Raw genomic sequence first — 25,005 nt, forward strand, 5'->3', positions numbered from 1 at the left:
GACGCGATGTGCGCTTGGCGCTGGAGGAGGGCCAAAAAGTGGTTGGCTCAGTGGTCGGCTCAGTTGTCATGTCGAGACCCCGCATGGGACTGGCGCTGGCTGGCGCGGTGCTCGCGATTCTGACAGTGCTGTTGCCGAACCAAGCGGAAGCGCAGTTCGGATTGCGCGGCGGGCCGCTCGGCGTTGCGCGCTTCGCCGTCGGCCATGTCATCGGCCTGACGCGGTTGCGCCACGCGCGGATGGCGGTGCGAAGCGGCCGCACCCGAGACGCCGCGTTGAGATCGCAGGACCCTCGCGGTGCCGAGCGTGGCCAGCCCGCCAATCCCTACGTTTTGCGCGCTGCGCTGACCGCCGGTGCCGCACTGTCCGGTTGGCACGGCGGCCGCCGTCCGCAGGGCTGGTGGCGGCATCCCGACGGCAGCTATGGCTGGATCGGTCCCGTGTTCTGGCCGTTCGCGCATGACGATCTCACCACCGCGGTGATCTTCGGCGATACGACCAGCCTCTCGCTCTATGGCTATGGCGATATCTATGCGGCGATCTTCGCGCCCTATGCGGCCCCGGAGCTCGCCGCCTACACCGCGCCGCAGGGCCGTCATGCGCGACGAGTTCCGTCGGTGGAGGCGGTCTGCGATGGCAGCGACACCGGCGGCTTGCCGGTCGATCGCATCGCCGCCGCGGTGCAGCCGAACGAGATGCAGCGCACCGCGCTCGACGATCTCAGCGCCGCCTGGGCTGCCGCGCGCGATACCATCCGCGCCTCGTGCCCGGCGCAGGCGCCGATGACGGCAGCGGAGCGCCTTGGCGTGATGCAGGCTCGCCTCGATGCAATGATCAAGGCCACGGACGCGCTCGTGGCGCCGCTTGCAAAATTCGTCGAGCTTCTCGATGACACCCAGAAAGCAAAGCTCGATTCGCTGGCCAACGAACGCCGCGCCGCGCTCGCATCGGCTCAGCACAAGGACGCGCAGGCGGCCTCAGCCTGCGATCCGAACAACGATCCCCGCTACGATGTGCAGGCGCAGCGTCAATACGAGCAGCTCGTGCAGCAGCAATGGCCCGCGGCCGACATCGCTTCCACGCTCAAGCTCGACGACACCGGCCGCGCCCGGCTCGACGTGCTCCAGGACACCACGTTGCGCACCATGGAGACGCTCAGTCCTTGCCCGACCAAAGCAGCCGCCACACCGCAGGCCCGTCTCGCCGCCGTGAAGACGCGGTTGCAGACGATGCAGCAGGCGGTCAAGGGCGTCGCCGATGCGCTCGATGATTTCGAGGCGGATCTGAGCGACGAGCAAAGGGCAGGGTTCGAGGCGATCGGACCGAAGCGCGGGACGTGAGTGGCAATCAGAGTTGCTAAGCGGTCCCGCTGCTATCAAGCGGACTTCTTTTTCTTGGATCGCTTGCTTTGGGTCATGATTGGACTTGGGTCTTCCAGAAATAAGATCGTTTGCGCTTTGCCGCTCCCTTCTCAGCTTGCCACAACGCGTCTTATTGGGGCAAACTTGTAGTCTATATCTCTGCGCTGACGAGCGATCATTCTACGCCGCAGAAACCATTTGAATGCCTATCTCAAAAGAGCGCCTGGCCGAGCTGGAAGATTCCTTGGAGCACGAAGTCGATACCTCCGATATACCGGAGGCAACCGAGGCGTTTTTTCGTGCCGCCCAACTACGACGGCCGAAGGCGCTAAACGGTATGCCATCGGCCGGTGTGGGTGATCCCGAGCAAAAAGAAGCATCGGTTCAGGTCAAATCGTAGTCACAGCACATTCGACGATGAAGTTGCATCTCCACTCGGAAAGCGCGACGAGAGAACAGCATGATTGCTCGGTCGAACAAGCTGAAGCGATCTCGGCACGAGGAGCAGGTGCGTGGTAGTCGTCTTGAAAGTCTTCAAATGGAATGATGATTTGGCAGTCGAGCTACCCCAAGAGCTGATCAACCAGCTTGCTCTCAAGGACGGGGACGAACTCGAAATTGTCGCCGCAACCGAGGCTACAGGTATTCGTGCCGAAGTTCGGATCAGTAAAGAGCAGGACGACCTCCGGCCCAATACCCGATGATGCCATCATGCCGGTGTTTTGCCCGACGTGTCAAACGGCGCTGATCGCCCTTGGCCCTAGCGCCCGCGTAACCCATTGATCCCACAGCCCCCGTCTACTGTGCATGGGGTTGTTTTCGACTTTTGTGTTCGAGGTCACCCTCTCCGCCGCGCCGCCGAGGTGTCAACGACGCTCTCCTCGTCCTCGCGCCAGGACAAAATCTCCATCGCCAGCACCGGGTGATTGAACCCCTTGAGGTGGAGGTCGTCGAGTGCGCGCGCCTCGACGAAAGGTTCGACGATGCCGTAGACGCGGCGGCTCACCACGATCTGGTTGGCCAGGGCCTCGCCGCAGAGGCGGGAGGCGAGGTTGGTGACGCTGCCGATCGCGGCATATTCCAGCCGCTGCTCGAAGCCGACCTGGCCGAGCGTGGCATAGCCGAGCGCAATGCCGATGCCGAAGCCGAGGCTGTGCCCGCGGTTGCGCCAGCGCTCGGTCAGCGGGCCGATGGTGTCGCGCATCTCCACCGCCATCTTCACGGCGCGCTCGGTATGGTCCGCGAACTGGATCGGCGCATTGAACAAAATCATCACGCCGTCGCCGGCATATTTGTCGAGCGTGCCCTCATATTTGAAGATCAGCTTGCCGAGCGCGGCGTGATATTCGCGCAGCACGTTCATCGCCTCTTCCGGCTCGGTCGCTTCCGTGAAGGCGGTGAAGCCGCGCAGGTCGCAGAACACCACAGTCACTTCGCGGCGCTGGCTGGTGAGCAGTCCCTCGGGGCTGTCGGAGGAGGCGATCAGCTGCGCCACCTGCGGCGCCAGGAAACGCTCGAGCTTGCGGATGCGCTCGATCTCGCCGAGCTGGGTCTCGACGCGTTCCTCAAGCGACTTGTTCCAGTTCTTGAGCTGCTCGGTCTGCTCGCGCAGCTTGTCGGCCTGGGCGCGCACGGTCTCGTTCGCCGTCTCCAAGGCGTGGCTCTTATGGTCGACCTCGGTGAACAGACGCGCATTGCGCATCGCCAGCACCGCCTGGTTGGCGAAGGTGCGCATCAGGCCGGTGAGGCTGCCTTCGAACGCGCCGCTGGCACGGCGCAGCACCACCAGTGAGCCGAGCGTGCCCTGCTGGTCGACCAGCGGCACCACCAGCACCGCGTGGAAGCCGGCATTGACCGCGACGTCGCGCAGCGGCTGCGCGGCGGCGCGATCGAGATCGGCAATCGCGATCGGCTCGCCACGATGTGCGGCATCGCTCAAAATGTTCTCGCCTTCGTCGATCGTGACATGGGCGCCGTCAGCCGATTTGTCGATGCCGTCGGCCTCGACCAGGTTGAAGCGATGTCGTTCGGCATCATAGCCGTAGATCACCACTGCATCGGCGTGGCTGATCTCCAGCGCGCGGGCGGCGATGGTCGGCAGCACGGCATTGAGGTCGAGCGAGGACGCGACCGCGCGGCCGACCTCTTCCAGCACCTTCAGCTCGTTGATCGACTGCGCGAGATCGCGGGTGCGCGCGTCGACCTTTGTCTCGAGATCCGAATAGGTCTCCTGGAGCTGGCCGGCCATGCGGTTGAACTGGCCGGCGAGCTCTTCCAGCTCGTCGGAGGTGTGCACGTCGATGCGGTGGCTGAAGTCGCCCTCGCCGAGCTTGTGCGCGCCGTCGCGCAGCGCCGTGATCGGGATGATCATGCGGCGCGCGAGCAGCGTGCCGGCGAGGATCGCGACCAGCAGGCCCATGCCGATCAGCAGCGCGATGCGCACGAGCTGGTCGCGGATCGGCGTCAGCGCCTGCACGGTCGGCTGCTCGAACAACACGCTCCAGCCGAGCTTCGGCACCGTGCTCGCGGCTGATAGCACCGCATGGCCGTTGAAGTCGGTGCCTGACGTATCGGGCTCGCGGCCGGGTGCGATCGCAGCCGCGACCTGCGGCAGTTTCGACAGATCCTTGCCGACATCCGGTCCCTTCGACGAGGTCGCCAGCACACGGCCGCGTGCGTCGACCACATAGGCAAACGCCGCCTTGCCGACCTGGGCATCGGACAGGAAGTCGGAGACGAAGCTGAGATCAATGTCGGCGACGGTGACGCCGGCATTGAAGCCGGAATGCGCCACCGAGATCGACATCACCGGCTTCTCATCGACGAAATTGACGGCCGAGTAGCTGACGCCACGGGCGACCGTGTCGGTGAAGCGCATGTCGCGGGAGAGGTCGGCATTGCTGCCGGTCGTGGTCGCCTGGCGCGAGACGCGCAGCACCTCGCGGCCGTCGCCGTTGAGCTGGAACAGCTGGGAGACGACCGCGACATGCTGCAGCAGCTGGGCGTAGTCGGCGCGACGTTTCTCGAGCGTGTCCCGGCTTGCCGTCGTCACCCAGCTGATCTGGCGCTCGAGCTCGGAGACCGATTGCTCGATGCGGCGGGCGGCTCCTTGCGCCTTGTCCTCGAGCCCATCGGTCAGCGAGGTCTTGATGGCGCGATAGGAGATCCAGGTCTCCATCGCGCCGTTGACGGCGAGCACGAACACGACGAGGCCGACGAGGGAGACGACATATTTGGCGAACAGGCCCTCGCGCAGAAACCAGGTCTTGTCTTTCGCTCCTGCCATCCGGATCCTCTTGCGCCGCGACCGGCGCCGGCGCTATGGGCCGTACAGGCCCATGGGCCTTCTACCACAATTTGGGCTTTTGGACCGGCAAGGGACTAGCAAGGAGCCAGTCAAGGGCGGGTGTGGTTACCCGCCGGGGAATGCCGGGACGGCTGCAGGGCGGTGAATTGTCGCAGCCGGCCGGCCGTCTCCTCCTTTCGGAGGAAGAGCTGTGTGACGAGGCGGTGCAAGGCTGCACGCGGAGTTCGCCCTCTTGGTCCGCCAATCACCGGTTAAACAGCTGCCGCATCACGTCGTTCATCGGCTGGCTGTCCTGCTGCGCCTCAGGCGGGTCCTGGGCCGGAGGGGTCGGCGAAGCCTGGGGTGCCGGTGTGGTCGACGCGCCGGGCAGGCTGCGGCTTCGGCCGGTGCCGTTTCCGGCGCCGCTTGAGAGCCCCTGCTGGATCAGATTGCCGATCGCCTCGCCCAGCTGGCCGCCGAGCAGATTGTTCTGCCCTTGTGCTTGTCCCTGTCCTTGCCCCTGCTGCTGCGTCTGCGGATTGGCAGTGCCGGCGGCGTTGCCGCCACCCGGTGCGGCGGCGCCGCCGAGGCCAAAACTGTTCAGGATGTTGCCGAGCCCGGCGCCATCGGGACCGAACAGGCCCTTGCCCATCTCGCGCAGCTTGGCATAGGCCGCATCCGGATTGTCGAGCACGCCGGCCATGTCAGGATAGATCCGCGGCTGCGACCACGCGCCGGTGATCATCACGGGAATGCCGAAACCGACGGGATCGGAGGCGCGGCCCTGACCTTCGGTCGTCATCACCAGTTTCGGCTCGACGCGAAAACCCATCATCTTGGTGTCGAGCGCAATGGTGCCCGCGCCGGTGACGCGCACCAGCGGCCCGATCAGATTGAGATCGGTCGTTACCGCCTGGCCCTTGTCGATGCGGAAGGACGCCGAGAGCTGCGACAGGTCGGTGCTCTGCTCTTGGCTATCCTGCCAGCCCGACAGCGTGCCCGACGTCAGCGAGCGGATCATCTGCGCAATATTGATGCCGCGGATGGCGCCGTCCTGGAAACTGACGAAGGCCGTGCCCTGCATGTTCGCCATCAGCGCGCGCTGGCTGGTGCCGGCGCTGCGCAGCGCGAGCTTGGCTTGCAGCTTGCCGTCGATCCGGTCGAATTCGGCAAGGCCCTGCAGCAGCGGCAGCGCGCGCACGCCGACGAGGTCGGAGTGCATCGCAAAGCTCGGCGCGCCGCTGGTCGCATCCAGGATCACCTCGCCCGAGACCTGGCCGCCAAAGGCGCCGAGATTCGCCGTTCCCGCCTTCAATATGCCGCCGGCGAGTTTTGCATCGAGCGCCACAGGCGCAAGACGGGCGTCGCCGATGACGGCTTCGTTCGCGGAGATCCTGATCTGCGCGTCGACATAGTTGAGCCCGGACACGTCGATCGGCGCATCGCTCCAGGGCTGTCCGGTCGCGCCATCAGACGATTTCGCCAGCGGGATCGCGAGCCGCTGGAAGTCGAGATCGAGCTTCACCAGCGGCTTGCTCGCAATGTCGACCGAGGCCCAGCCGTTGAAGGCGCCATCGCCGAGCGTGCCGTTGACGCCATTGATCATCACGACCGCGCCGTTGAGCCGCAGCTCGGCATGGCCGGCGAGCTGAGACTTCAGCACGTCGGGCATGTCGATGGCGAAATCCACCGGCATGGTCTGCCGCTCGACCGGCGGCGTCGATGTGGTCGCCTTGATGTCGAACTTGGTCGGGTGCTCGCCAACGCGCGCGGTGCCGGCGATATTGACCTTGCGGTCGCGGCCCATGATCGCGTCGGCATTGATGGCGCTGATGCGGCCATCGATGCGATCGCGCACGCGCGAAAATGCGACTTCGCCGTTGGTGATCTTGACGCGGTCGACGCTCGCGCCATCCATGTCGAGCGCGAGCGGCTTCGGCGACGCATCGGCGTTGGGCAGACGCTCACGCAGCAGCGGCTGGTACATCACGGGATGGGTGACGACGATCTCGCTGATGTCAGGGCGGCCGGACCACACGCTTGCGAGCGACATGTCGGCCTGCACGCTGTCGATCGTCAGGCGGGTGATGCCGCTGCGGTCCTTGGGGTCCTGGAGCGTGAGGTCGTTCAGCGTGACGTTCAGCGTCGGCCACAGGCTGATCTTGGCGGTGCCGTCGATCGACAGGCGATAGCCGCTCGCCTGCTCGACGCGCGAGGCGATCGTCGCGGTCAGGAAGCCCGAAGGGATCCCGATCACCAGCAGGAGTGCGATCACGACGATGATTGCAGCCAAAGCTGCGCCGGCGAATTTCACTGCTCTCATGTCGACTTTCCAACGACGGACGAGCGGCGTCGAATCCGGCAGATTGCCCGTCCTTCACGCCCGAGTTTATCCCGGGACGGGAAGCCGCTCCAAGCGACTAAAAATAGTCGGGAGGTGCTGCAAAGTTATGTGACTTATGGCACACTTCTCCGGCGCGGTTTTACGCGATTCTGACGTCAATGCTTCCAAGCGATTTGCCAAAGAATTCACAAGGACGTTGAAATGAGCAAGCAGGCCGAATTTGCGGTCATTCTGAAAATGAATGCCATGTTCGCCGATCTCGGTGCGGACGAGCTCCAGCGGTTGTCCAACCTCTGCCACACCCAGCATCTGGCGAATGGCGAGATGCTGTTCCAGAAGGGCGACCCCGGCGACGCACTGTTCGGCGTGCGCCGCGGCCAGGTCCGGATCGAGACCGGCGCCTCCGACGGCAGCCGGCTGACGCTGAACTTCATGGGGCCGGGCGATCTATTCGGCGAGGTCGCGGTGCTCGACGGCCAGAGCCGCACCGCGGACGCGACCGCCGGCGAGGTGAGCGAATTGTTCGTGCTGCGGCGCGAAGACTTTCTCGCCTTCCTCGAGCGCGAGCCGAAGGTCGCGATCAAGATCATCGCGCTTCTGTGCCAGCGCATCCGCTGGCAGAGCGAGCGCATGGAGGAATCCATGCTGCAGCCGCTGCCGGTGCGGCTGGCGCGTCGGCTCTGCGCGCTCGCCGCCGATTTCGGCTCTGAGGTGCACATCTCGCAGGAGCAGCTCGGTGTCTTCGTCGGTGCCGCCCGTGAGAGCGTCAACCGCCAGCTTCAAGCCTGGCGCAAGGAAGCGATCCTCGATCTCCAGCGCGGCCGCATTCTGCTGCGGAACATGACCAAGCTGACGGCGATCGCACGGAACGAGTAGCGCGCAGCCAAGCTGCGCCTCGTCGAGTCGCGACTACTCCGCCGCCGGATGCACGATGCTCTTCGGCATCGGCGCCGTCTCCTTAGGCGCGGCGCCGTGAGGATCGCTCGTCTCGGCATCCTCGCTATGCACGATCAGCCGCTTGCCGAAGCGCCAGATCAGGGCGCCGAGGTCGTCCATCACCATGAACATCGCGGGCACGAACACCAGCGACAGGATGGTCGAGAAGATCAGGCCGCCGATCACCGCGAGCGCCATCGGCGAGCGGAACTCGCCGCCGGCGCCGACCGCGAGCGCGCTCGGCATCATGCCGGCGGCCATCGCGATCGTGGTCATCACGATCGGGCGGGCGCGTTTCATGCCGGCGTCGATCATCGCCTCGTCGCGCGGCTTGCCGGCATTGATGGATTCGATCGCGAACTCCACCAGCATGATCGCGTTCTTGGTGACGATGCCCATCAGCATCAGGATGCCGATCCACACCGGCGTGGTGAGCTGCTTGCCGGTGATCAGCAGCGCCGCGATCGCGCCGCCGATCGAGAGCGGCAGCGAGAACAGGATGGTAATCGGCTGCAGGAAGGTGCCGAACAGCAGCACCAGCACCGCATAGACCATCATCAGGCCGGCCGTGATCGCGGTGGCAAAGCCGTCGGACAGCTCGTTGAGGCTTTCGGCGTCGCCGGAGGGGGAGACCTTCACGCCCTTCGGCAGGCTCTTCATGACCGGCAGGTCGTAGATCTTCTTGGTGGCATCGCCCAGCGCCGCCGAGCCGACGAGGTCGGCGGCGACGGTTGCCTGCCGCTCGCGGTCGTAGCGGTTGATGCTGGTCGGACCCTGGTCGAGCTTGACGTCGGCGATGACAGAGAGCGGAACGCCGCCCTTCTCGCCGTGCTCGCCGAGCGGCACGCGCAGCTGCTCCAGCGTCTTGAGATTGCCGCGCGCGGCGTCCTCGAGCTGCACGCGGATCGGCACCAGGCGGTCGCCGACGTCGAACTTGGCGAGCGCCGGACCGACGTCGCCGATGGTCGCGACACGGATGGTCTGCGACAGGCTTTCGGTCGAGACGCCGAGCCGCGCGGCGAGATCGGCGCGCGGCTCGATGCGCAGTTCGGGACGTTCCAGCGATGTCTCCGAAATCACGTCGGAGATGGTTGGAATCCGCTTCATCTGCGTCGCAAGCTCACTGGCGACGTTATTGACGATATTGGCATCGACGCCGGTTACCACCAGCGAGATCGCGCGCAGGCCGTTCTCGTCCAGGAACCAGAAACGGATATCGGGAACGTTCTCCAGCTCCTGGCTGATCGAGAACTCGAGCTCGCGCTGGGTGATGTTGCGGTCGTTCTTGGGCGTGTAATTGATGATCAGGGCGGCGCGCCGGACTTCCTGGGTGCCCGGAGGAACGCGCCCGCCGTCAACGAAGATGCTCTTCACCTCGGGCCGCTTGCGCAGGCGTGCGACGATGTCCTCGGTGACCTTTTCGGTGTAGGCGAGCTGTGTGCCCGGCGGCAGTTCGAGGGCCAGAAGCGAGCGGGCGCTGTCCTGCGCCGGCAGGAAGCCCTGCGGCAGCAGCGTGATGCTCCAGATCGAGGCCGCGAAGATGCCGAAGCCGATCAGCACGGTGATGAAATAGTGCTTCACCGACCACGAGACGAGGCCGTGATAGGTCCGCAGGATGCGGCCGGGCGGCGGCTCCTCATGATTGCCATGTTTGAGAAAGTAGGCCGCCAGCATCGGCGTCACGAAGCGCGCCGCGAGCAGCGAGAAGAACACTTGCACCGAGACGGTGATGCCGAACTGCTTGAAGAATTGCCCGGCGATACCCGACATGAAGCTCGCGGGCGCGAAGATCGCGATGATGGTCAGCGAGATCGCGATCACGGCGAGGCCGATCTCGTCGGCGGCTTCCAGTGCCGCACGATAGGGCGATTTGCCCATGTTCATGTGCCGTACGATGTTCTCGATCTCGACGATGGCGTCGTCGACCAGAATACCTGTCGACAGCGTGATGGCGAGGAAGCTGACGAGGTTGAGCGAGAAGCCGAGGATGTCCATCGCCCAGAACGCCGGGAAGATCGACAGCGGCAGCGAGACCGCGGCAATGATGGTGGCGCGCAGGTCGCGGAGGAACAGCAGCACGATGACGACGGCGAGGATGGCGCCCTCGAACAGGGTCGAGATCGCAGCTTCGTAATTGCCATTGGTGTATTCGACGGAGGTGTCGATCAGCTTGAGGTCGACATCGGGATAGGCGGCCTTGAGCGCGTCGATGCGCTTCTGCACGGCTTCGGCGACCTTCACGTCGCTGGCGCCCTTGGAGCGCTTGATGCCGAGCGCGACTACCGGCTCGCCGTTGAAACGGGCGAAGGTGCGGCGGTCGGCGATGGTGTCGGTCACGGTGCCGAGATCGTCGAGACGGACCTCGCCGCCGCCGAACAGCGGAACCATGGTGCCGGTGAGGTCGCTGAGCGTCTTGGCGCCGGCCAGTGTCCGGATCGCCTGGTCGTTCTTGCCGATCTCGGCGCGGCCGCCGGCGACGTCGACATTGGTGCCGCGCAGGCTCTGGCTGACATTGACGGCGGTCAGCCCCATGGCCTGCAGGCGGTCGGGATCGAGCGACACCAGGATCTCGCGCTCGACACCGCCGATGCGCTCGACCTGGGCGACGCCGCGCACACCTTGCAGCGCGCGCTTGACAACGTCGTCGACGAAATAAGAGAGCTGCTCCGGCGTCTTGCCGGGCGAGATCGCGGCATAGGTGACGATCGGCAGGCCGATCACATCGACGCGCTGGATCAGCGGCTCGGTGACGTTCTGCGGCAGGTTCGAGCGCACGCGTGTCACCGCGTCCTTGACGTCATTGAGCGCGCGGTCAGTGTTGGTTTCCAGCGCGAACTGGATGGTGGTGACCGACACGCCGTCGGTGATCGAGGAGGTGATGTGCCGCACGCCCTCGACGCCGGAGACGGCGTCTTCAACCGTCTTGGTGACCTGGGATTCGAGCTCCGCGGGCGCGGCGCCGAACTGCGCCACCGCGACCGAGATCACGGGAATGTCAGCCGAAGGCAGTCGCGTGATCGCGAGCTTGGTGAAGGAGGTCCAGCCGAGGATCAGGAGAATGATCGAAAACACCACCGACGGCAGTGGATTGCGGATCGACCATGCCGAGATATTGAGAGCCATTAGCGTACCCGCGTGCGATCGAGTTCATCGGCGAACATGGTCTTGATCTGGTCGCCGTCATGCAGCGAAGAGCCGGCGTCGGCCACGACGATTTCGCCGACGTCGACCCCCTCAAGGATTTCCGTTTGGCTGTCGGATGTCAGCCCGACGCGCACCCGGCGTGTCTCGACGGTGTTGCCTTTGACCACCTGCACGGTGAGATGGTCGATCGCAGTCTTGGGCACCGCGACGCCGCAGCTTCGCTTGGCGTCGATCGAGGCGCGGGCAAATACGCCGACCTTCAGCGACGGATTGTTGGTGACGCTGATGCGGACGCGGCCGAGTTGCGTGGCCCGATCGATCTCGGGCGCAACCAGCCGGACCCGGCCGATCAAATCGGCGGCGTCATCCCGGCTGATCCGCACCGTCGCGCCGGGGCTGAGTTTTGGCATGTGCACGGCCGGGACCTGCGCATCGAGCTCGATCTCGTTGTTGACGGCGATGCGGAACATCGGTCCCGCCTGCGGCGAGGCCGGCGCGCCGACAATGGTCCGCACTTCCGTGATGAGACCCGGTGCGGGCGCCTTCAGCGAGATCGGACCCTGCGGGCCCGGCCTTTGCGGCTGGCCCGGGATCTGCGGCGGCGCCGTCAGGCGCGCGAGTTCCTGGTTGTCGGTGACGACAGCGCCTTCGGTGACGAAGAGGTCGGTGACCTTCGATCCTTCCTGGTCGGCCATGACCACGGCCTCGCGCCGTGGCACGAAGAAGCCGGTGACCCGCACCAGGTCGGAGAAGCAGGCATTGGTCGACTTCGTCACGATGACGAGCGCCTCGCCCGGCGTCTCCTTCGCTTCGGGGCGATGCCGATGCTCGAACCAGTAATAGCCGATGCCGAGCGCAACGATGAACGCCACGGTTCCCGCAGGCTTGAGATATTCGGAGATGTTCATCGCCGGATCATCCTGGCCTGGCTCGGGGTTGCTGGGAACGTTTCCCTGAAACGAAGCGGCGTCCCGCAGGGCTGCGGGACGCGCGCCGGGAGCAGGACTTTACACCACATCACGACGTGTCACTGCAAAGGATTACGTCGTGGTCACTTCGATGCGGTGGTCTTGTTTTCCATATTCACGACCTGGACGCGGCGGTTCACCTCCGCCATCGGCTGGTTCGGATCCTTCAGCTTGCTCTTGCCGTAGCCGACGGTGACGAGGTCGGTGGCGGCAATGCTGTACTTCTCGACGAGATAACGCTTGATCGAATCCGCACGGCGTTCCGACAGCTCCTGATTGTAGCCCTCGCTGCCGGCGGCGTCGGTGTGGCCGGCGACCACGAAGGTCGAGCCCTTCAAATCGGGGCTGGTCAGCGCGCGGCCCAGCGCCTGCACCGACGGCAGCGACTTGGTGCTGATGTCGGCCGAGTTGTAGTCGAAGGTGATTTCGAGATCGATATTCGGCTTGTCCTTGGCGGCGGAGGCGATCTCCTCGCGCTCGGTCGACGACAGCGAGCGGGTGGTGCGGCCGCGGACGGACTGGATCAGCTTGGTTTCCGCCGGGTTCGGCGCCGGATCGGCCTGCGGAGAGATCAAAAGGCCGCGGGTCAGGGGCTTCTTCGGCGGCGGCGCCAGCGCGCGGACGATCTCGTCCTCGGTGACGTTCTTGCTGTTGCCGTCATCGCCGGCGAAGGCGGGAGGGAGCGTCAGTGTGGCACTGATGATGATGATGGACAGGATTGCGGTCAGTCCTTTTGCAGCCAATCTCATTGCCAGTCCCTCCTGCGCGAGCCCGCGCGGCTCCAAAATTCCTGCAATAGGCCCACGGCAAGGCCGCCTGCGGCATCCGTTCGTTAGTCTTGGCCGGGCCGCAAGGGGTTCGAGACGCCGCCCGCCTCACGTCAAAAAAATATCAACGCACTCCGTAACTTGCGAATTCCCCCACGATGTTCGGGTCCATCGCCTTGGCATTGGCGATGTCGAGCGCACCCTCTTGGGCCGAGCCGTTGCGCTGCTTGGCGATCCCCCGCCCAAAGAGCGAGGAGGTCAGGCGTGGGTTGATCTTCAGGGCTGCGTCGAAATCGGCGATGGCATTCTTCACCGTCCCGGATTTGAGGTTCACCAGCCCACGGCTGTCCAGCGCATCGACGAAGTTCGGCCGCAGCCGCAGCGCTTCGTTGCAATCCTTCAGCGCGGCCTGGAGGTCGCCGACCACGGCACGGGTCCAGCAGCGGTTGTTCAGCGCCTCGACGTCCTTCGAATTGATCCGGAGCGTGTCGTCAAAATCCTTGATGGCGAGGCTGTAGGCTCCCTTGCTGGCATAGACCTGGCCACGCCGGTACAGCGCGTTCACGTCGTCCGGATTGGCGGCGATCTTGGCCGTCAGGCCCTTGATCGTGGGATCCTCAGCCAGCGCGGCCGCGCTCGGCCCGCCATCCGCGTTCGGCGCCGGGGCTGTCTCGGCCGGTTTGACCGGCGGTTGCGGCGGAGGCAGCGCGGCCTCAACCTGCGGCTTCGGTGCCGGCGGCGGTGATGGAGGTGCAGGAGGCGCCGGCGGATTATTCGCAGCCACGGGCGGTGCTGGCGGGGCGGGCGGAGCCGGAGGCGGGTTGTTGGCGACCGCCGGCGGCGGTGCGGGAGGCGCCGGTGGCGGGGTGGTCGCCGTCGGGCGCGATCCCGCGGCACCCGGAATGAACGAGAAATCCTCGGCGAGCGAGGACGATATCCACGGCACCTGCTCGCCGCGCGAGGCGCGGGTGACGCCCATCTTGGTGCGGTTCAGCGTTTCCTCCGCCATCAGGTCGGGGACACGGATTTCCTTGAGCAGTTCCTGGACGAACAGGCTGTGGTCGCCGCCGGCGTCCGACACCACCGATGCCAGCGCCGCCGAATACATCACCAGCGTGCCGTTCGGCGCGATGACCGGGGTCAGACCCGCCGAGAAGCTGCGGAACCGCCGTTCGAACGGATTGCGCCTGCTGGCATCGATCAGCGCGATCTTGACGCCGGCGCCGCGGGTGTTGAGCTCGCCCAGGATCGCTTCGATGCTGAAACCGTCGCGGCGGACGTCAGAACTCGGTCCAGATCTGCGCGTCGACCGGGATCATGTAGCTCTGGCGTGCCGACTGGATGCCGAACCCGCTGTAGAACACCAGCGCCACGGAGCCCGGCTTGATCTTGCCGTAGAGCTTCTCGAAGGCGCGGCGCATGCCGTCGCCGGTCAGGTTCTCGCCGACCTCCACCGAAAAGCCGTCGCGCTTGAGCTCGTCGGCGACATCGCGGGTGTCGTTGATCGGCTCTTTCAGCGGGCTGTCCGCGTCCGGATATTTGGCATTGCCGATGACCAGCGCGAAGCGGTCGCCGGCCGCCTGCGAGGGCGCGGTCGGGACGAGCGAGACAAGCAAGGGCAGAAGAAAAAGGAAGCGAATTTTCATAATCAGCGCGGTCCAGCCAAAAAGGCGCCGTTCCCAGCTTGCGCCGCGGCGACCTTAACTTACGCAATGTGCATTATCAAACCGGGGAGTGGGGGCGTCAACCGCTTGGAGATTCGGCACTATCGCGACAATTGACCGCGACTCACGGGCCGGCTGCGAGGGGAATAATTCGGCGGTCACGGCTTTCCTCGACGCGTTCTCGTTTATGGTTCCGGCGGCCATGTTAGGCCGGTACAGGCGACGAAAATGTGATTGGTCTCACATTGCGGACCCGCATCCGCCGCGACCGCGGACGTTTGACCTTTGCGGCGGTCGATGGCTTGGTGTGCGGCAAGCCCGCTCAGGAAAAGCAAAAAGCCGGGATCAAAGTCATGGGAAACGCCTACGAAATCTACGCCCTGCGCTATGCGACGATGTCGCCGCGCACCCCCAGCATGAATTTTTTGGCGCCCGACCCGCATGACAGTGCGGCGCAGGACCTCGACTACTTCGTTTGGCTGATCCGAGGGCAGGGTCGCGATATCCTGGTCGATACCGGCTTTAATGCGGAGGAGGCTACCTTGCGCGCGCGCAAGCTGACGCTCAATCCGGTCGATGCACTGGAGCGCTTTGGCGTCGCAGCGTCAGCTATTGCCGACATTATCGTGACGCATCTGCACTACGATCACGCAGGTAATCTCGATCGCTTCCCGAATGCACGCTTCCATCTCCAGGAGCGCGAGATGGCTTACGCGACGGGGCGCTGCATGTGCAACGGACTGCTGCGACATCCATTCTCGGTCGAGCACGTCACCCAGATGGTGCGCCATGTCTATGGCGAGCGCGTCAATTTCTATTCCGGCGACGGCGAGGTCGCGCCCGGTGTCACGGTGCACCGTGTCGGCGGCCATTCGGACGGCTTGCAAGTGGTCAAGGTCGAGACCGCGCGCGGTCCGGTGGTGCTGGCGTCTGACGCCGCGCATTACTACGCCAATCTGCAGCGCCGCAGCCCGTTCCCGATCGTCTACAATGTCGGCGACATGGCCGTGGGCTGGGAGACGATCGAACGTCTCGCCGGCCATCCCGATCGCTACATTCCCGGTCACGATCCGATCGTGACCGAGATCTATTCGCGTGCGAGCGACAAGGTCGACGCCTGGGCGCTGCATTTGCCGCCGACGCGGTCGTTTGCGAAGTGACGCGACGCAAGACCCTCATCCTGAGGAGGCCGCATGCGGCCGTCTCGAAGGATGAAGGCCGAGTTGCAGCAGCGGGGCCTCGATCCTTCGAGACGCGCGTTCCGCGCTCCTCAGGATGAGGGTCTGGCGCTGTGCGAGGGGAAACTAATACGCCTGCTTGGCGTCGGCCTCTTCGCTGGTCTGGATCAGGTCGAGGCTTTCCTCGATCTTGCCGAGCAGGGCCGAGAGCTGCTTGCGCTCCTGCGCGGAGAGGCAGGCGAGGATCTCGTCTTCCCGCCGCAGCAATTGCGGGAACAGCTCTTCGTAAAGCGCGCGGCCCTTCCTGGTCAGTTGCAGGCGGAATTCGCGGCGGTCGGCTTCGTTCTCGACCCGCTCGATCAGGCTGTCATGCAGCAGCGTGGTCACCGCGCGGCTGATGGTGGATTTGTGCGTGCGGGTGCATTGCGAGATGTACTGCGCGCTACAGGCATCGTTGCGGAAGCCGAGCGTGGCAATCACGCGCCAGGCTGGAATGTCGAGGCCGTGACGTTCCTGATATTCGACCGCCAGCGCGGAACTGACTTCGGCCGCGAGCCGGTTGAGGCGGAACGGCACGAACTTGAACAGATCGAGCCGCGACTTGGGTCGTGGTGAAGCCTCATCGGCTTGCCGTGTCTTCAGCGCGATGTCGCTGGATGTCCTCGCCAAGAAGAGCGCTCCGAATTCCAGTTGACGGCCGGCCGGCTCCGGTCCAAAATAGTTGCACGTGAGACTATCTAGCAGATCAGTCCTCTCCTGACCAGAGCCGAGGTTAGTATATGGCGGCCGCCAATACGCATCAGGCCAAAACCCAGTTCGGCTATCGCCGCCATGCCGACCAGGATCGCCCCGGCCAAAGTCCGGCCGAGCACCCCGTCGTGGTCGTCGGCGCAGGGCCCGTCGGGCTGTCGCTGGCGATCGATCTCGCCCAGCGCGGCCAGCGCGTCGTCCTTCTCGATGATGCCGACCGCATCGGCGAGGGATCGCGCGCGATCTGCTTCTCGAAGCGTTCGCTGGAATATTGGGACCGGCTCGGCGTCGCCGACCGCATGGTCGACAAGGGCGTGGTGTGGAACGTCGGCCGGATTTTTCGCGGTGAGTCTCAGCTCTATCAGTTCAATCTGCTGCCGGAGGATGGCCACAAGCGGCCGGCCTTCATCAATCTCCAGCAATATTACGCCGAGGCCTATCTGGTCGATCGCATCAGCGATCTGCCCGCGATCGACTTGCGTTGGCGGAACAAGGTGACGGCGCTGGAACAGCGCAACGATTCCGTTGCGCTGACGATCGAAACGCCGGAGGGCGCCTATCGCCTGCATGCGCAATATGTCGTTGCCTGCGATGGCGCGCGGTCTTCGCTGCGACAGATGGTCGGCGCCGAGTTCGCGGGACAGATGTTCGAGGATCAGTTCCTGATTGCCGACGTCAAGATGACCGCGGAATTCCCGACCGAGCGCTGGTTCTGGTTCGATCCGCCATTCCATGCGGGACGTTCGGCGCTGCTGCACAAGCAGCCTGACAATGTCTGGCGCATCGATCTGCAACTTGATCGTGACGCCGATCCCGTCGTCGAGAAGAAGCCGGAGAACGTGCGACCGCGGCTTGCACGCATGCTCGGTCACGACAAGTTCGAGTTCGAGTGGATCTCGCTCTACAAGTTCCAGTGCCGGCGCATGGACCGCTTCGTCCATGGCCGTGTGATTTTTGCAGGCGATTCGGCGCATCAGGTCTCGCCCTTTGGCGCTCGTGGCGCCAATTCCGGGCTCGAAGACGCTGAAAATCTTTCGTGGAAGCTCGACCGCGTGCTGCGCGGCACCTCGCCCGCAGGCCTGCTCGAAAGCTACCATGTCGAGCGCAGCGGGGCTGCCGACGAGAATATCCGCGAATCCACCCGCTCGACCGATTTCATGGCGCCGAACTCGCATCAGGAAGCCCGGCTGCGCCAGGCGGTGCTGTCGCTCGCCAAGGAAACCGAGTTCGGCAAGCGCATGGTCAACGGCGGGCGGCTGTCGGTGCCGTGCAGCTATGATTCCCCGCTGTCATCGCGCGATGCGGATGCCTGGCGCAGTGGACCATCGCCGGGCTCCTCCATGCTCGATGCGCCGGTTGCGACCCGCACAGGTGAGCAGGCCTATCTGACAGATGCCTTCCGCAAGGGTGGAACGGACTTTACCCTGCTGTCGTTCAGCAATGGCGCGGCGAACAATACGCCCGATGGCGTGAAGGATATTCGTATTGGCGGCGAGGGCGGGCTTGCCGATTCCCAGGGCCTCGTCGCCAAGCGCTATGACGCCGAGCCGGGCTCTGCCTATCTGCTCAGGCCCGACGGCTACGTCGCGGCGCGTTTCCGCCATCCGACGCGCGAGGCGATCGCGGCCGCACTGTCGCGGGCCGCAGGTCTGAATTGAGGTTTTATATGCCGCTTTCCACCAGCTCCAACTTCGCGCGACCTGACGATGCCTTTCGCGCCATCGTCGAAGCGCATCGCGGTCTCACCGACGAGCAGAGCGCCGATTTCGACGCGGCGCTGGTGCTGATCCTCGCCAACCATATCGGCGATATCGACGTACTGCGGGAAGCGCTCGTGCTGGCGAAGCGCCGCATGATCGACGGCCAGCAGCAACAGCAGCAACAACAATAACCCAAAAACCTGAAGCAAAGAACTTAAGGACGAACTGATGGCGAAGAACTTCGCATCCACCGGCGATCTCTCCGAGAAGAAGATCACCTTCTCCGAAATCGGCACCGATCTCTACGCCTTCACTGCCGAGGGCGATCCGAACACGGCCATCATCGTCGGTGATGACGGCTGCCTCGTGTTCGACGCGCAATCGACGCCGGCGATGGCCAACAAAGTGATCGAGCGTGTGCGCACCGTCACCGACAAGCCGATCAAATATGTCGTGCTGTCGCATTATCACGCCGTCCGCGTGCTCGGTGCGTCCGCCTACAAGGCGCAAGGAATCGTCGCCTCGCAGGAGACCTATCGACTGATCGAGGAGCGCGGCCAGCAGGATTGGGATTCCGAGTATGGCCGGTTTCCACGTCTGTTCCAGGATGCATCGAGCATTCCCGGCCTGACCTGGCCGACGCTGACCTTCGAAGGCGAGATGTCGATCTATCTCGGCAAACGCGAGGTGCGGCTGATGCAGCTTGGCGCCGGCCACACCTCCGGCGACATCGTCGCCTGGGTGCCGGATGCGGAAGTCATGTTTTCCGGCGACCTCATCGAATATCACTCGGCCTGCTATTGCGGCGACGCGCATTTGCGCGAGTGGCCATTGACGCTGAACGAGATCCGCAATTTCAATCCCAAGGCGATCGCGCCGGGGCGCGGTGATGCGCTCAAGGGCACAGCCACGGTGCGCGAAGCCATCGCGATGACGCGTGACTTCGTCACGTCGCTCTATGGCGCCGCCGAAATCTCGGTCGCGAAGGGACGTACGCTGAAGGAATCGATGGCGGCGACGCGCGAGGTGATGGATCCGAAATTCCACAGTTTCGCCATCTACGAGCACTGCCTGCCGTTCAATGTGTCGCGCGCGTATGACGAAGCGTCGGGCATCGATGATCCCGTGATCTGGACCGACAAGCGCGACCAGGAAATGTGGGCGGCCCTGCAAGGAGGAGGATAGTCATGAACATCAATACCTCGCCTGATCAGATCATCCGGAGCTCAGCGCAGGTGACGCCGGGCTACATGTCCGGCTTCGGCAACAGCTTTGAGACTGAAGCGCTGCCGGGCGCGCTGCCTCTGGGGCGCAACTCGCCGCAGCGCTGCGCTTACGGGCTTTATGCCGAGCAGCTCTCCGGCTCGCCCTTCACCGCGCCGCGCGGCACCAATGAGCGCTCCTGGCTCTATCGCATCCGCCCCTCTGTGAAGCATTCCGGCCGCTTCGAGAAGGCCGATGCCGGCCTGTGGCGCTCGGCGCCGTGCCACGAATACGATTTTCCGATCGCGCAGCTGCGCTGGGACCCGGCGCCGATCCCGAAGGAGGACACGACCTTCCTGCAGGGCGTGCAGACCATGACGACGGCGGGCGACGTCAACACGCAGGCCGGCATGGCCGCGCATGTCTATCTCATCACCAAGTCGATGGTGGACCAGCACTTCTACAATGCCGACGGCGAACTGATGTTCGTGCTTCAGCAGGGCAATCTGCGCCTCGTCACCGAGTTCGGCCGCATCGACGCCGAGCCTGGCGAGATCGTGGTGATCCCGCGCGGCGTCAAATTCCGTGTCGAGATCCCGAGCGGTCCGGCGCGCGGCTATCTCTGTGAGAACTACGGCGGCGCCTTCACGCTGCCGGAGCGCGGGCCGATCGGCGCCAACTGTCTCGCGAACGCGCGGGACTTCCTGACGCCGGTCGCGCACTACGAGGACAAGGACACGCCGACCGATTTGTTCGTGAAATGGGGCGGCTCGCTGTTCAAGACGCAACTCGCCCATTCGCCGATCGACGTCGTCGCCTGGCATGGCAATTATGCGCCCTACAAATACGATCTGCGCACCTTCTCGCCGGTGGGCGCGATCGGTTTCGACCATCCCGATCCCTCGATCTTCACGGTGCTGACCTCGCCCTCGGAGACCGCAGGTACCGCGAATATCGACTTCGTCATCTTCCCCGAGCGCTGGCTGGTCGCCGACAATACCTTCCGTCCGCCCTGGTATCACATGAACATCATGAGCGAGTTCATGGGACTGATCTACGGCGTCTACGACGCCAAGCCGAAGGGTTTCGTGCCGGGCGGCATCTCACTGCACAATTGCATGCTGCCGCACGGCCCCGACCGCGACGCCTTCGAGCACGCCAGCAATGGCGAGCTGAAGCCCGTGAAGCTCACGGGCACCATGGCCTTCATGTTCGAGACCCGCTACCCGCAGCGCGTCACGGCGCATGCCGCGAATGCGTCGACGCTGCAGGACGATTACGCGGATTGCTGGAAGGGACTGGAGAAGCGGTTCGATCCGAACCGGCCGTAGCTTTCTTCCCCTCTCCCCTTGTGGGAGAGGGTGGCTCGCCGCGTAGCGGCGAGACGGGTGAGGGGTTGTCTCCGCGACCTCTCTTACAATGAGTTCGCCGATAGAGACCCCTCATCCGGCGCTTCGCGCCACCTTCTCCCACAAGGGGAGAAGGAAGAAAGGTCCGAGCCAAACGTGTCAACGCACCCCAACGATCCCAGCCTCCGCGCCTTCATCGACGTCGATCCCGCCTCCGACTTTCCGATCCAGAACCTGCCCTATGGCGTGTTCTCGACCGCGGCCAATCCGACGCGGCGGGTCGGCGTTGCGATCGGCAATTATGTGCTCGATCTTTGGGAGCTGGAACAGGACTCGCGGCTCGATGTCGGTCCGCTCGGCGTGTTCTCCGGCCCCTCGCTCAATTCCTTCATGGCGCTCGGACCAAAGGTCTGGACCAGGACGCGGGCGCGGATCAGCGAGCTACTGCGCCACGATCATCCGGAGCTGCGCGACAATGCGGAGCTACGCAAGCAGGCCCTGGTGCCGATGCGCGACGCCAGGCTGTATCTGCCATTCACCGTTTCCGGCTACACCGATTTCTATTCATCGAAAGAGCACGCCACCAATGTCGGCGTCATGTTCCGCGGCAAGGACAATGCGCTGCAGCCGAACTGGCTGCATATGCCGATCGCCTATAACGGCCGTGCCTCCACCGTCGTGGTCTCCGGCACCAAGGTGAAGCGTCCGCGCGGGCAGTTGAAGCCGCCGAATGTCGAGGTGCCAAGCTTCGGGCCGTGCAAGCGGCTCGATTTCGAGTTGGAGATGGGCGTCGTGGTCGGCCAGCCCTCGCCGATGGGCGGCATGCTCACGGAGAGCCAGGCCGAAGAGATGATTTTCGGCTTCGTGTTGCTCAACGACTGGAGCGCGCGCGACATCCAGCAATGGGAATATGTGCCGCTCGGGCCGTTCCTCGCCAAAGCGTTCGCGACCTCGATCAGCCCGTGGGTGGTGACGCGCGAGGCGCTGGAGCCGTTCCGGCTGAAGGGGCCTGAGCAGGAGCCGGTGCCGCTGGATTATCTGAAGCAAGGCAAGCCGCAGAACTACGATATCGAGCTCGACGCTGCCTTGCGCGCCGCCGGCGCCAATGCGCCCGTTGGCATCAGCCGGACCAATTTCAAATACATGTACTGGTCGTCGGTGCAGCAGCTGATGCACCATGCTTCCTCAGGCTGCGCCATGAATGTCGGCGATCTCCTTGGGAGCGGGACGATCTCAGGTCCCGAGAAGAACCAGCGCGGCAGCCTTCTGGAGATCAGCTGGAACGGCACCGAGCCGGTCGAGTTGCCCGGCGGCGCCAAGCGCTCGTTCCTGGAAGACGGCGACAGCCTCGTGATGCGCGGCTGGTGCCAGGGCAACGGTTATCGCGTGGGATTTGGTGAGGTCGAGGGGACGATTCTGGCGGCGGAGTAGGCTCCGCCGTCACCACGACCTCCGTCATTGCGAGGAGCGAAGCGACGAAGCAATCCAGAGTCCTTCCGCGGAGGGATTCTGGATTGCTTCGCTGCGCTCGCAATGACGGTGTGGGGCAGCTCAGCGCCTCTCCGGCGGCACGTCCTTGACCCTCGCGCAATGTGCAGCGACGTCCTCCAGGCTGTACTTCAAATGCACCCGCTTGTCCGACGGCGCCTGCTTGCTCATGCACACGCCCGGGCGCCATTCCTGCGTCGGACGTATTGGCCGCGGGGCAAAACCGCCGCCGCAGTTCGGGCAGACATTGGAGAGCTTTGTCTCCACGCAGTCCGCACAGAACGTGCATTCATAGGAGCAGATCCGTGCATCCGTTGCATCAGGCGGCAGGTCGCGATCGCAAAATTCGCAGTTCGGTCGAAGCTGGAGGGCCATGGGTGAATCTCCGAAAGCTGGCCGGGATCATCGCAGATCGTGTCGGCAGCTCGAATGGCGTAGTTCCCTCGATTTCAGCCAACCTTGATTTCCTTGAGCGGTAGCCGCGAGCTTTCCTTGAGCCGGTCGAGCACGATCGAGGAACGCACATGCGCCACGCTCTGGTGCGGCATCAGCACGTCGTTGACGAGGTTGGACAGCCCCTTGAGATCGCGCAGCACCGCCTTGAGCACGTAGTCGGCATCCCCCGTCAGCGAGTAGGCCTCCTGGATCTCGTCGATCCGGTTCACCAGTGCGCGAAAGCGTTTGGAATTGTCCGGCGAGTGGGTCGCAAGCCCGACCTGGATGAAGGCGATCACGCCGAAGCCGAGGGCCTCGCTGGAGAGGTCGGCGTGGTAGCCGGCGATGACCTTCTCCTCCTCCAGCCGCATTCGCCGGCGCGAGCATTGCGAGGCCGAGAGGCCGGCTAGCTCGGCAAGCTCCTGGTTGGTGAGGCGGCCGTCATCCTGGAGTGCGCCCAGGATCTTGAGGTCGAAGGCATCCAGCAAAATCATGCGTCATTTGTCCATTTCGTGCACGGATCATGCATACGATAGCCAAAACCCGTTCCGTTTGCACGCTCATTGCACGTCCGGTGAAGGATAGTTCATCCCAGCAGCAAATTTGGGAGAGCACCATGGGTCCGTTTCCGCACGATGCCCCGCCGGCCACGATCACCGCCGACAATCCGATGGGTACCGACGGCTTCGAGTTCGTCGAATATGCGCATCCCCATCCGCAAGAGCTGCATGCGTTGTTCAAGCTGATGGGCTATGCGCCCGTCGCGCGCCACAAGAGCAAGAAGATCACGGTCTATCGCCAAGGCGACATCAACTATCTCGTCAACGAGGAGCCCGGCACCCACGGCTACGAGTTCGTCGCCGCGCACGGCCCTTGCGCGCCGTCGATGGCGTTCCGCGTGGTCGATGCGAGGGCGGCTTACGAGCGCGCTATCGCGCTCGGCGCCGAACCCGCCAACGTATCGTCCGCGCAGAAGACGCTCGACGTGCCGGCGATCAAGGGCATCGGCGGCAGCCTGCTTTATCTGGTCGATCGCTATGGCGCCAAGGGCTCGGCTTATGATGCCGAGTTCGAATGGCTCGGCGCGCGCGATCCGTGCCCGGCCGGCGCCGGACTGTTCTATCTCGATCACCTCACCCACAACGTCCATCGCGGCCGCATGGATGTCTGGACCCGCTTTTATGAAGAGCTGTTCAACTTCCGCCAGATCCGCTTCTTCGACATCGAGGGACGTGCCTCGGGCCTGTTTTCCCGCGCGTTGACGAGCCCGGACGGCAAGATCCGGATTCCCATCAACGAGGACGCCGGCGATTCCGGCCAGATCGAGGAATATCTGAAAACCTATCGCGGCGAGGGCATCCAGCACATCGCCTGCGGCTGCCGCGACATCCATCGCACCATCGAAGGCCTGCGCGAGGCCGGCCTGCCCTTCATGCCGTCGCCGCCCGAGACCTATTTCGAGCGGATCGATGCACGCCTGCCCGGGCATGGCGAGGACCTCGCGCGGCTCAAGACCAATGGCATCCTGATCGACGGCGAGGGCGTGGTCGACGGCGGCCAGACCAAGGTGCTGCTCCAGATCTTCTCGGCCAACGCGATCGGTCCGATCTTCTTCGAGTTCATCCAGCGCAAGGGCGACGACGGCTTTGGCGAGGGCAATTTCAAGGCCCTGTTCGAGTCGATCGAGGAAGACCAGATCCGGCGCGGCGTGCTGAAGGCCGACGTCGTGAGGCAACACCGCCACATCAAACAAGCCTGACGCCCCGGACGAGCGAAACCGCACCGGGGCTCCCAAGAAACACAGCAAGGAATTGCCGCGCGACCCGAATCAGCGGGCGCTCGGTGAGGTGCGCTCAATCGAAAAGGATCGAAAATGACTCGCGTGATGACTTTGGTAAGCGTTGCTCTCGTCCTGGCAGGAAGTGGTTCACTGGCCAGGGCGCAAGAGTCGGCTGCGGAAGCGCAGAACAAGCAGATCGTTCTGGAGTTTTACGAAAAGGCGCTCAACGGCAAGAATCCCGACGCGGCGGCCGCATTTTTCGGTGCGCATTACACGCAGCACAATCCGGGGGTTGCCGATGGAGTCGAAGGATTTCAGAAGTTCGTCGAGTTTCTCCGGCAAAAATATCCCCAGGCGCATTCGGAATCAAAGCACGTATTCGCCGACGGAAATTACGTGATCGTGCATTCGCATGCGATCCAGGAGCCGGGGACCCGGGGAGCGGCCATCATCGATATATTCAGGCTGGAAAATCAGAAAATCGTGGAGCATTGGGACGTCATTCAGCCGGTGCCGGAAACGGTTTCAAACAGCAATGGAATGTTTTGAGGCGCGGCGCCGCAGCACCTGAAGGCGCGGCGACGTTCATGCACCAGAAGCGCGACGGTACCGTCGCGCTTCTACCACAACCAAAAAAGCCATGGAGGGAATG

20 protein-coding genes and 1 pseudogene are annotated in these 25,005 nt (G+C 64.2%); 12 read left to right on the plus strand and 9 right to left on the minus strand.

All coding sequences use genetic code 11. The annotated features are described in order from the left end of the window. The first annotated feature begins 68 nt into the window (after nucleotides 1–68). From ACP2YP_RS02705 to ACP2YP_RS02715, 3 genes are all read left to right on the plus strand, one after another. Complete coding sequence (locus ACP2YP_RS02705; RefSeq protein WP_426422105.1) at nucleotides 69–1,340, plus strand: Spy/CpxP family protein refolding chaperone; 1,272 nt, start codon at nucleotides 69–71, stop codon at nucleotides 1,338–1,340. A 223-nt stretch (nucleotides 1,341–1,563) separates the two neighbouring features. After that, nucleotides 1,564–1,761: a hypothetical protein gene (locus ACP2YP_RS02710; RefSeq protein WP_426422106.1), complete on the plus strand. Its 198-nt coding sequence runs from the start codon at nucleotides 1,564–1,566 to the stop codon at nucleotides 1,759–1,761. A gap of 112 nt (nucleotides 1,762–1,873) precedes the next feature. Further along, nucleotides 1,874–2,065: an AbrB/MazE/SpoVT family DNA-binding domain-containing protein gene (locus ACP2YP_RS02715; protein ID WP_426422107.1), complete on the plus strand. Its 192-nt coding sequence runs from the start codon at nucleotides 1,874–1,876 to the stop codon at nucleotides 2,063–2,065. Nucleotides 2,066–2,199: 134 nt separating this feature from the next. Here ACP2YP_RS02715 and ACP2YP_RS02720 read toward each other — a convergent pair whose 3' ends face one another. Both ACP2YP_RS02720 and ACP2YP_RS02725 read right to left on the minus strand, forming a co-directional pair. Then, nucleotides 2,200–4,647 carry an adenylate/guanylate cyclase domain-containing protein gene (locus ACP2YP_RS02720; RefSeq protein ID WP_426422108.1) on the minus strand — a complete coding sequence of 816 codons (2,448 nt, stop codon included), beginning with the start codon at nucleotides 4,645–4,647 and terminating at the stop codon, nucleotides 2,200–2,202. Between the two features lie 265 nt (nucleotides 4,648–4,912). Next, on the minus strand, nucleotides 4,913–6,970 hold the full coding sequence (locus ACP2YP_RS02725; protein ID WP_426422109.1) for an AsmA family protein: 2,058 nt from the start codon (nucleotides 6,968–6,970) through the stop codon (nucleotides 4,913–4,915). Nucleotides 6,971–7,192: 222 nt separating this feature from the next. Between ACP2YP_RS02725 and ACP2YP_RS02730 the strand changes: the two genes are divergently transcribed. After that, nucleotides 7,193–7,867 (plus strand): Crp/Fnr family transcriptional regulator, encoded by a 675-nt coding sequence (locus ACP2YP_RS02730; RefSeq protein WP_426422110.1) that lies wholly within the window; start codon nucleotides 7,193–7,195, stop codon nucleotides 7,865–7,867. Between the two features lie 33 nt (nucleotides 7,868–7,900). On the opposite strand, the gene ACP2YP_RS02735 is transcribed toward ACP2YP_RS02730, so the two are convergent. The 4 genes and pseudogenes from ACP2YP_RS02735 to ACP2YP_RS02750 all read right to left on the minus strand — a co-directional run bounded on the left by ACP2YP_RS02735 (nucleotide 7,901) and on the right by ACP2YP_RS02750 (nucleotide 14,452). After that, nucleotides 7,901–11,050 carry an efflux RND transporter permease subunit gene (locus ACP2YP_RS02735; RefSeq protein WP_426422111.1) on the minus strand — a complete coding sequence of 1,050 codons (3,150 nt, stop codon included), beginning with the start codon at nucleotides 11,048–11,050 and terminating at the stop codon, nucleotides 7,901–7,903. After that, entirely contained in the window at nucleotides 11,050–11,979 is a 930-nt protein-coding gene (locus tag ACP2YP_RS02740; RefSeq protein WP_200471284.1) for an efflux RND transporter periplasmic adaptor subunit, read from the minus strand. Before ACP2YP_RS02740 ends, ACP2YP_RS02735 begins: the two co-directional genes overlap by 1 nt. 143 nt (nucleotides 11,980–12,122) lie before the next feature. Next, entirely contained in the window at nucleotides 12,123–12,788 is a 666-nt protein-coding gene (locus ACP2YP_RS02745) for an OmpA family protein (RefSeq protein ID WP_426422112.1), read from the minus strand. Nucleotides 12,789–12,930: 142 nt separating this feature from the next. Continuing rightward, nucleotides 12,931–14,452 (minus strand): annotated as a pseudogene (locus ACP2YP_RS02750) (caspase family protein). A 371-nt stretch (nucleotides 14,453–14,823) separates the two neighbouring features. Here ACP2YP_RS02750 and ACP2YP_RS02755 point away from each other — a divergent pair. After that, nucleotides 14,824–15,630 carry an N-acyl homoserine lactonase family protein gene (locus ACP2YP_RS02755; protein WP_426422113.1) on the plus strand — a complete coding sequence of 269 codons (807 nt, stop codon included), beginning with the start codon at nucleotides 14,824–14,826 and terminating at the stop codon, nucleotides 15,628–15,630. A gap of 144 nt (nucleotides 15,631–15,774) precedes the next feature. Here the strand turns inward: ACP2YP_RS02755 and ACP2YP_RS02760 are convergent, their stop codons facing one another. Continuing rightward, entirely contained in the window at nucleotides 15,775–16,317 is a 543-nt protein-coding gene (locus ACP2YP_RS02760; RefSeq protein ID WP_426422114.1) for a MarR family winged helix-turn-helix transcriptional regulator, read from the minus strand. Nucleotides 16,318–16,427: 110 nt separating this feature from the next. Between ACP2YP_RS02760 and ACP2YP_RS02765 the strand changes: the two genes are divergently transcribed. From ACP2YP_RS02765 to fahA, 5 genes are all read left to right on the plus strand, one after another. After that, nucleotides 16,428–18,056 (plus strand): FAD-dependent oxidoreductase, encoded by a 1,629-nt coding sequence (locus ACP2YP_RS02765; RefSeq protein ID WP_426422115.1) that lies wholly within the window; start codon nucleotides 16,428–16,430, stop codon nucleotides 18,054–18,056. An 8-nt stretch (nucleotides 18,057–18,064) separates the two neighbouring features. Continuing rightward, nucleotides 18,065–18,289: a DUF2783 domain-containing protein gene (locus ACP2YP_RS02770; protein WP_008137646.1), complete on the plus strand. Its 225-nt coding sequence runs from the start codon at nucleotides 18,065–18,067 to the stop codon at nucleotides 18,287–18,289. A gap of 37 nt (nucleotides 18,290–18,326) precedes the next feature. Continuing rightward, the gene (locus tag ACP2YP_RS02775) at nucleotides 18,327–19,283 is read left to right on the plus strand and encodes an MBL fold metallo-hydrolase (protein WP_426422116.1); all 957 of its coding nucleotides are present in this window, start codon (nucleotides 18,327–18,329) and stop codon (nucleotides 19,281–19,283) included. A 2-nt stretch (nucleotides 19,284–19,285) separates the two neighbouring features. After that, nucleotides 19,286–20,632: a homogentisate 1,2-dioxygenase gene (hmgA, locus tag ACP2YP_RS02780; RefSeq protein ID WP_426422117.1), complete on the plus strand. Its 1,347-nt coding sequence runs from the start codon at nucleotides 19,286–19,288 to the stop codon at nucleotides 20,630–20,632. Between the two features lie 174 nt (nucleotides 20,633–20,806). After that, complete coding sequence (gene fahA / locus ACP2YP_RS02785) at nucleotides 20,807–22,081, plus strand: fumarylacetoacetase (RefSeq protein ID WP_426422118.1); 1,275 nt, start codon at nucleotides 20,807–20,809, stop codon at nucleotides 22,079–22,081. A gap of 120 nt (nucleotides 22,082–22,201) precedes the next feature. On the opposite strand, the gene ACP2YP_RS02790 is transcribed toward fahA, so the two are convergent. Together ACP2YP_RS02790 and ACP2YP_RS02795 are read right to left on the minus strand one after the other, a co-directional pair. Next, nucleotides 22,202–22,513, minus strand: a complete 312-nt coding sequence (locus tag ACP2YP_RS02790; protein WP_426422119.1) for a DUF1272 domain-containing protein — start codon at nucleotides 22,511–22,513, stop codon at nucleotides 22,202–22,204. Nucleotides 22,514–22,587: 74 nt separating this feature from the next. Continuing rightward, nucleotides 22,588–23,067, minus strand: coding sequence for an Lrp/AsnC family transcriptional regulator (locus ACP2YP_RS02795; protein ID WP_426422120.1), 480 nt, complete (start codon nucleotides 23,065–23,067; stop codon nucleotides 22,588–22,590). Nucleotides 23,068–23,189: 122 nt separating this feature from the next. Here ACP2YP_RS02795 and hppD point away from each other — a divergent pair, with 122 nt between their 5' ends. Together hppD and ACP2YP_RS02805 are read left to right on the plus strand one after the other, a co-directional pair. After that, entirely contained in the window at nucleotides 23,190–24,332 is a 1,143-nt protein-coding gene (gene hppD, locus ACP2YP_RS02800) for a 4-hydroxyphenylpyruvate dioxygenase (protein ID WP_426422121.1), read from the plus strand. 114 nt (nucleotides 24,333–24,446) lie between these two features. Next, nucleotides 24,447–24,902 carry a nuclear transport factor 2 family protein gene (locus tag ACP2YP_RS02805; protein WP_426422122.1) on the plus strand — a complete coding sequence of 152 codons (456 nt, stop codon included), beginning with the start codon at nucleotides 24,447–24,449 and terminating at the stop codon, nucleotides 24,900–24,902. The last annotated feature ends 103 nt before the right edge of the window (nucleotides 24,903–25,005 follow it).

Source organism: Bradyrhizobium genosp. A (genome assembly GCF_049949275.1).
GTDB lineage: Bacteria > Pseudomonadota > Alphaproteobacteria > Rhizobiales > Xanthobacteraceae > Bradyrhizobium.

Coding starts and splice junctions, on each gene's coding strand:
- ACP2YP_RS02705 (WP_426422105.1), top strand. CDS start 69: ATGTCGAGACCCCGCATGGGACTGGCGCTGGCTGGCGCGGTGCTCGCG.
- ACP2YP_RS02710 (WP_426422106.1), top strand. CDS start 1,564: ATGCCTATCTCAAAAGAGCGCCTGGCCGAGCTGGAAGATTCCTTGGAG.
- ACP2YP_RS02720 (WP_426422108.1), bottom strand. CDS start 4,647: ATGGCAGGAGCGAAAGACAAGACCTGGTTTCTGCGCGAGGGCCTGTTC.
- ACP2YP_RS02725 (WP_426422109.1), bottom strand. CDS start 6,970: ATGAGAGCAGTGAAATTCGCCGGCGCAGCTTTGGCTGCAATCATCGTC.
- ACP2YP_RS02730 (WP_426422110.1), top strand. CDS start 7,193: ATGAGCAAGCAGGCCGAATTTGCGGTCATTCTGAAAATGAATGCCATG.
- ACP2YP_RS02735 (WP_426422111.1), bottom strand. CDS start 11,050: ATGGCTCTCAATATCTCGGCATGGTCGATCCGCAATCCACTGCCGTCG.
- ACP2YP_RS02740 (WP_200471284.1), bottom strand. CDS start 11,979: ATGAACATCTCCGAATATCTCAAGCCTGCGGGAACCGTGGCGTTCATC.
- ACP2YP_RS02745 (WP_426422112.1), bottom strand. CDS start 12,788: ATGAGATTGGCTGCAAAAGGACTGACCGCAATCCTGTCCATCATCATC.
- ACP2YP_RS02755 (WP_426422113.1), top strand. CDS start 14,824: ATGGGAAACGCCTACGAAATCTACGCCCTGCGCTATGCGACGATGTCG.
- ACP2YP_RS02765 (WP_426422115.1), top strand. CDS start 16,428: ATGGCGGCCGCCAATACGCATCAGGCCAAAACCCAGTTCGGCTATCGC.
- ACP2YP_RS02770 (WP_008137646.1), top strand. CDS start 18,065: ATGCCGCTTTCCACCAGCTCCAACTTCGCGCGACCTGACGATGCCTTT.
- ACP2YP_RS02775 (WP_426422116.1), top strand. CDS start 18,327: ATGGCGAAGAACTTCGCATCCACCGGCGATCTCTCCGAGAAGAAGATC.
- hmgA (WP_426422117.1), top strand. CDS start 19,286: ATGAACATCAATACCTCGCCTGATCAGATCATCCGGAGCTCAGCGCAG.
- ACP2YP_RS02790 (WP_426422119.1), bottom strand. CDS start 22,513: ATGGCCCTCCAGCTTCGACCGAACTGCGAATTTTGCGATCGCGACCTG.
- ACP2YP_RS02795 (WP_426422120.1), bottom strand. CDS start 23,067: ATGATTTTGCTGGATGCCTTCGACCTCAAGATCCTGGGCGCACTCCAG.
- hppD (WP_426422121.1), top strand. CDS start 23,190: ATGGGTCCGTTTCCGCACGATGCCCCGCCGGCCACGATCACCGCCGAC.
- ACP2YP_RS02805 (WP_426422122.1), top strand. CDS start 24,447: ATGACTCGCGTGATGACTTTGGTAAGCGTTGCTCTCGTCCTGGCAGGA.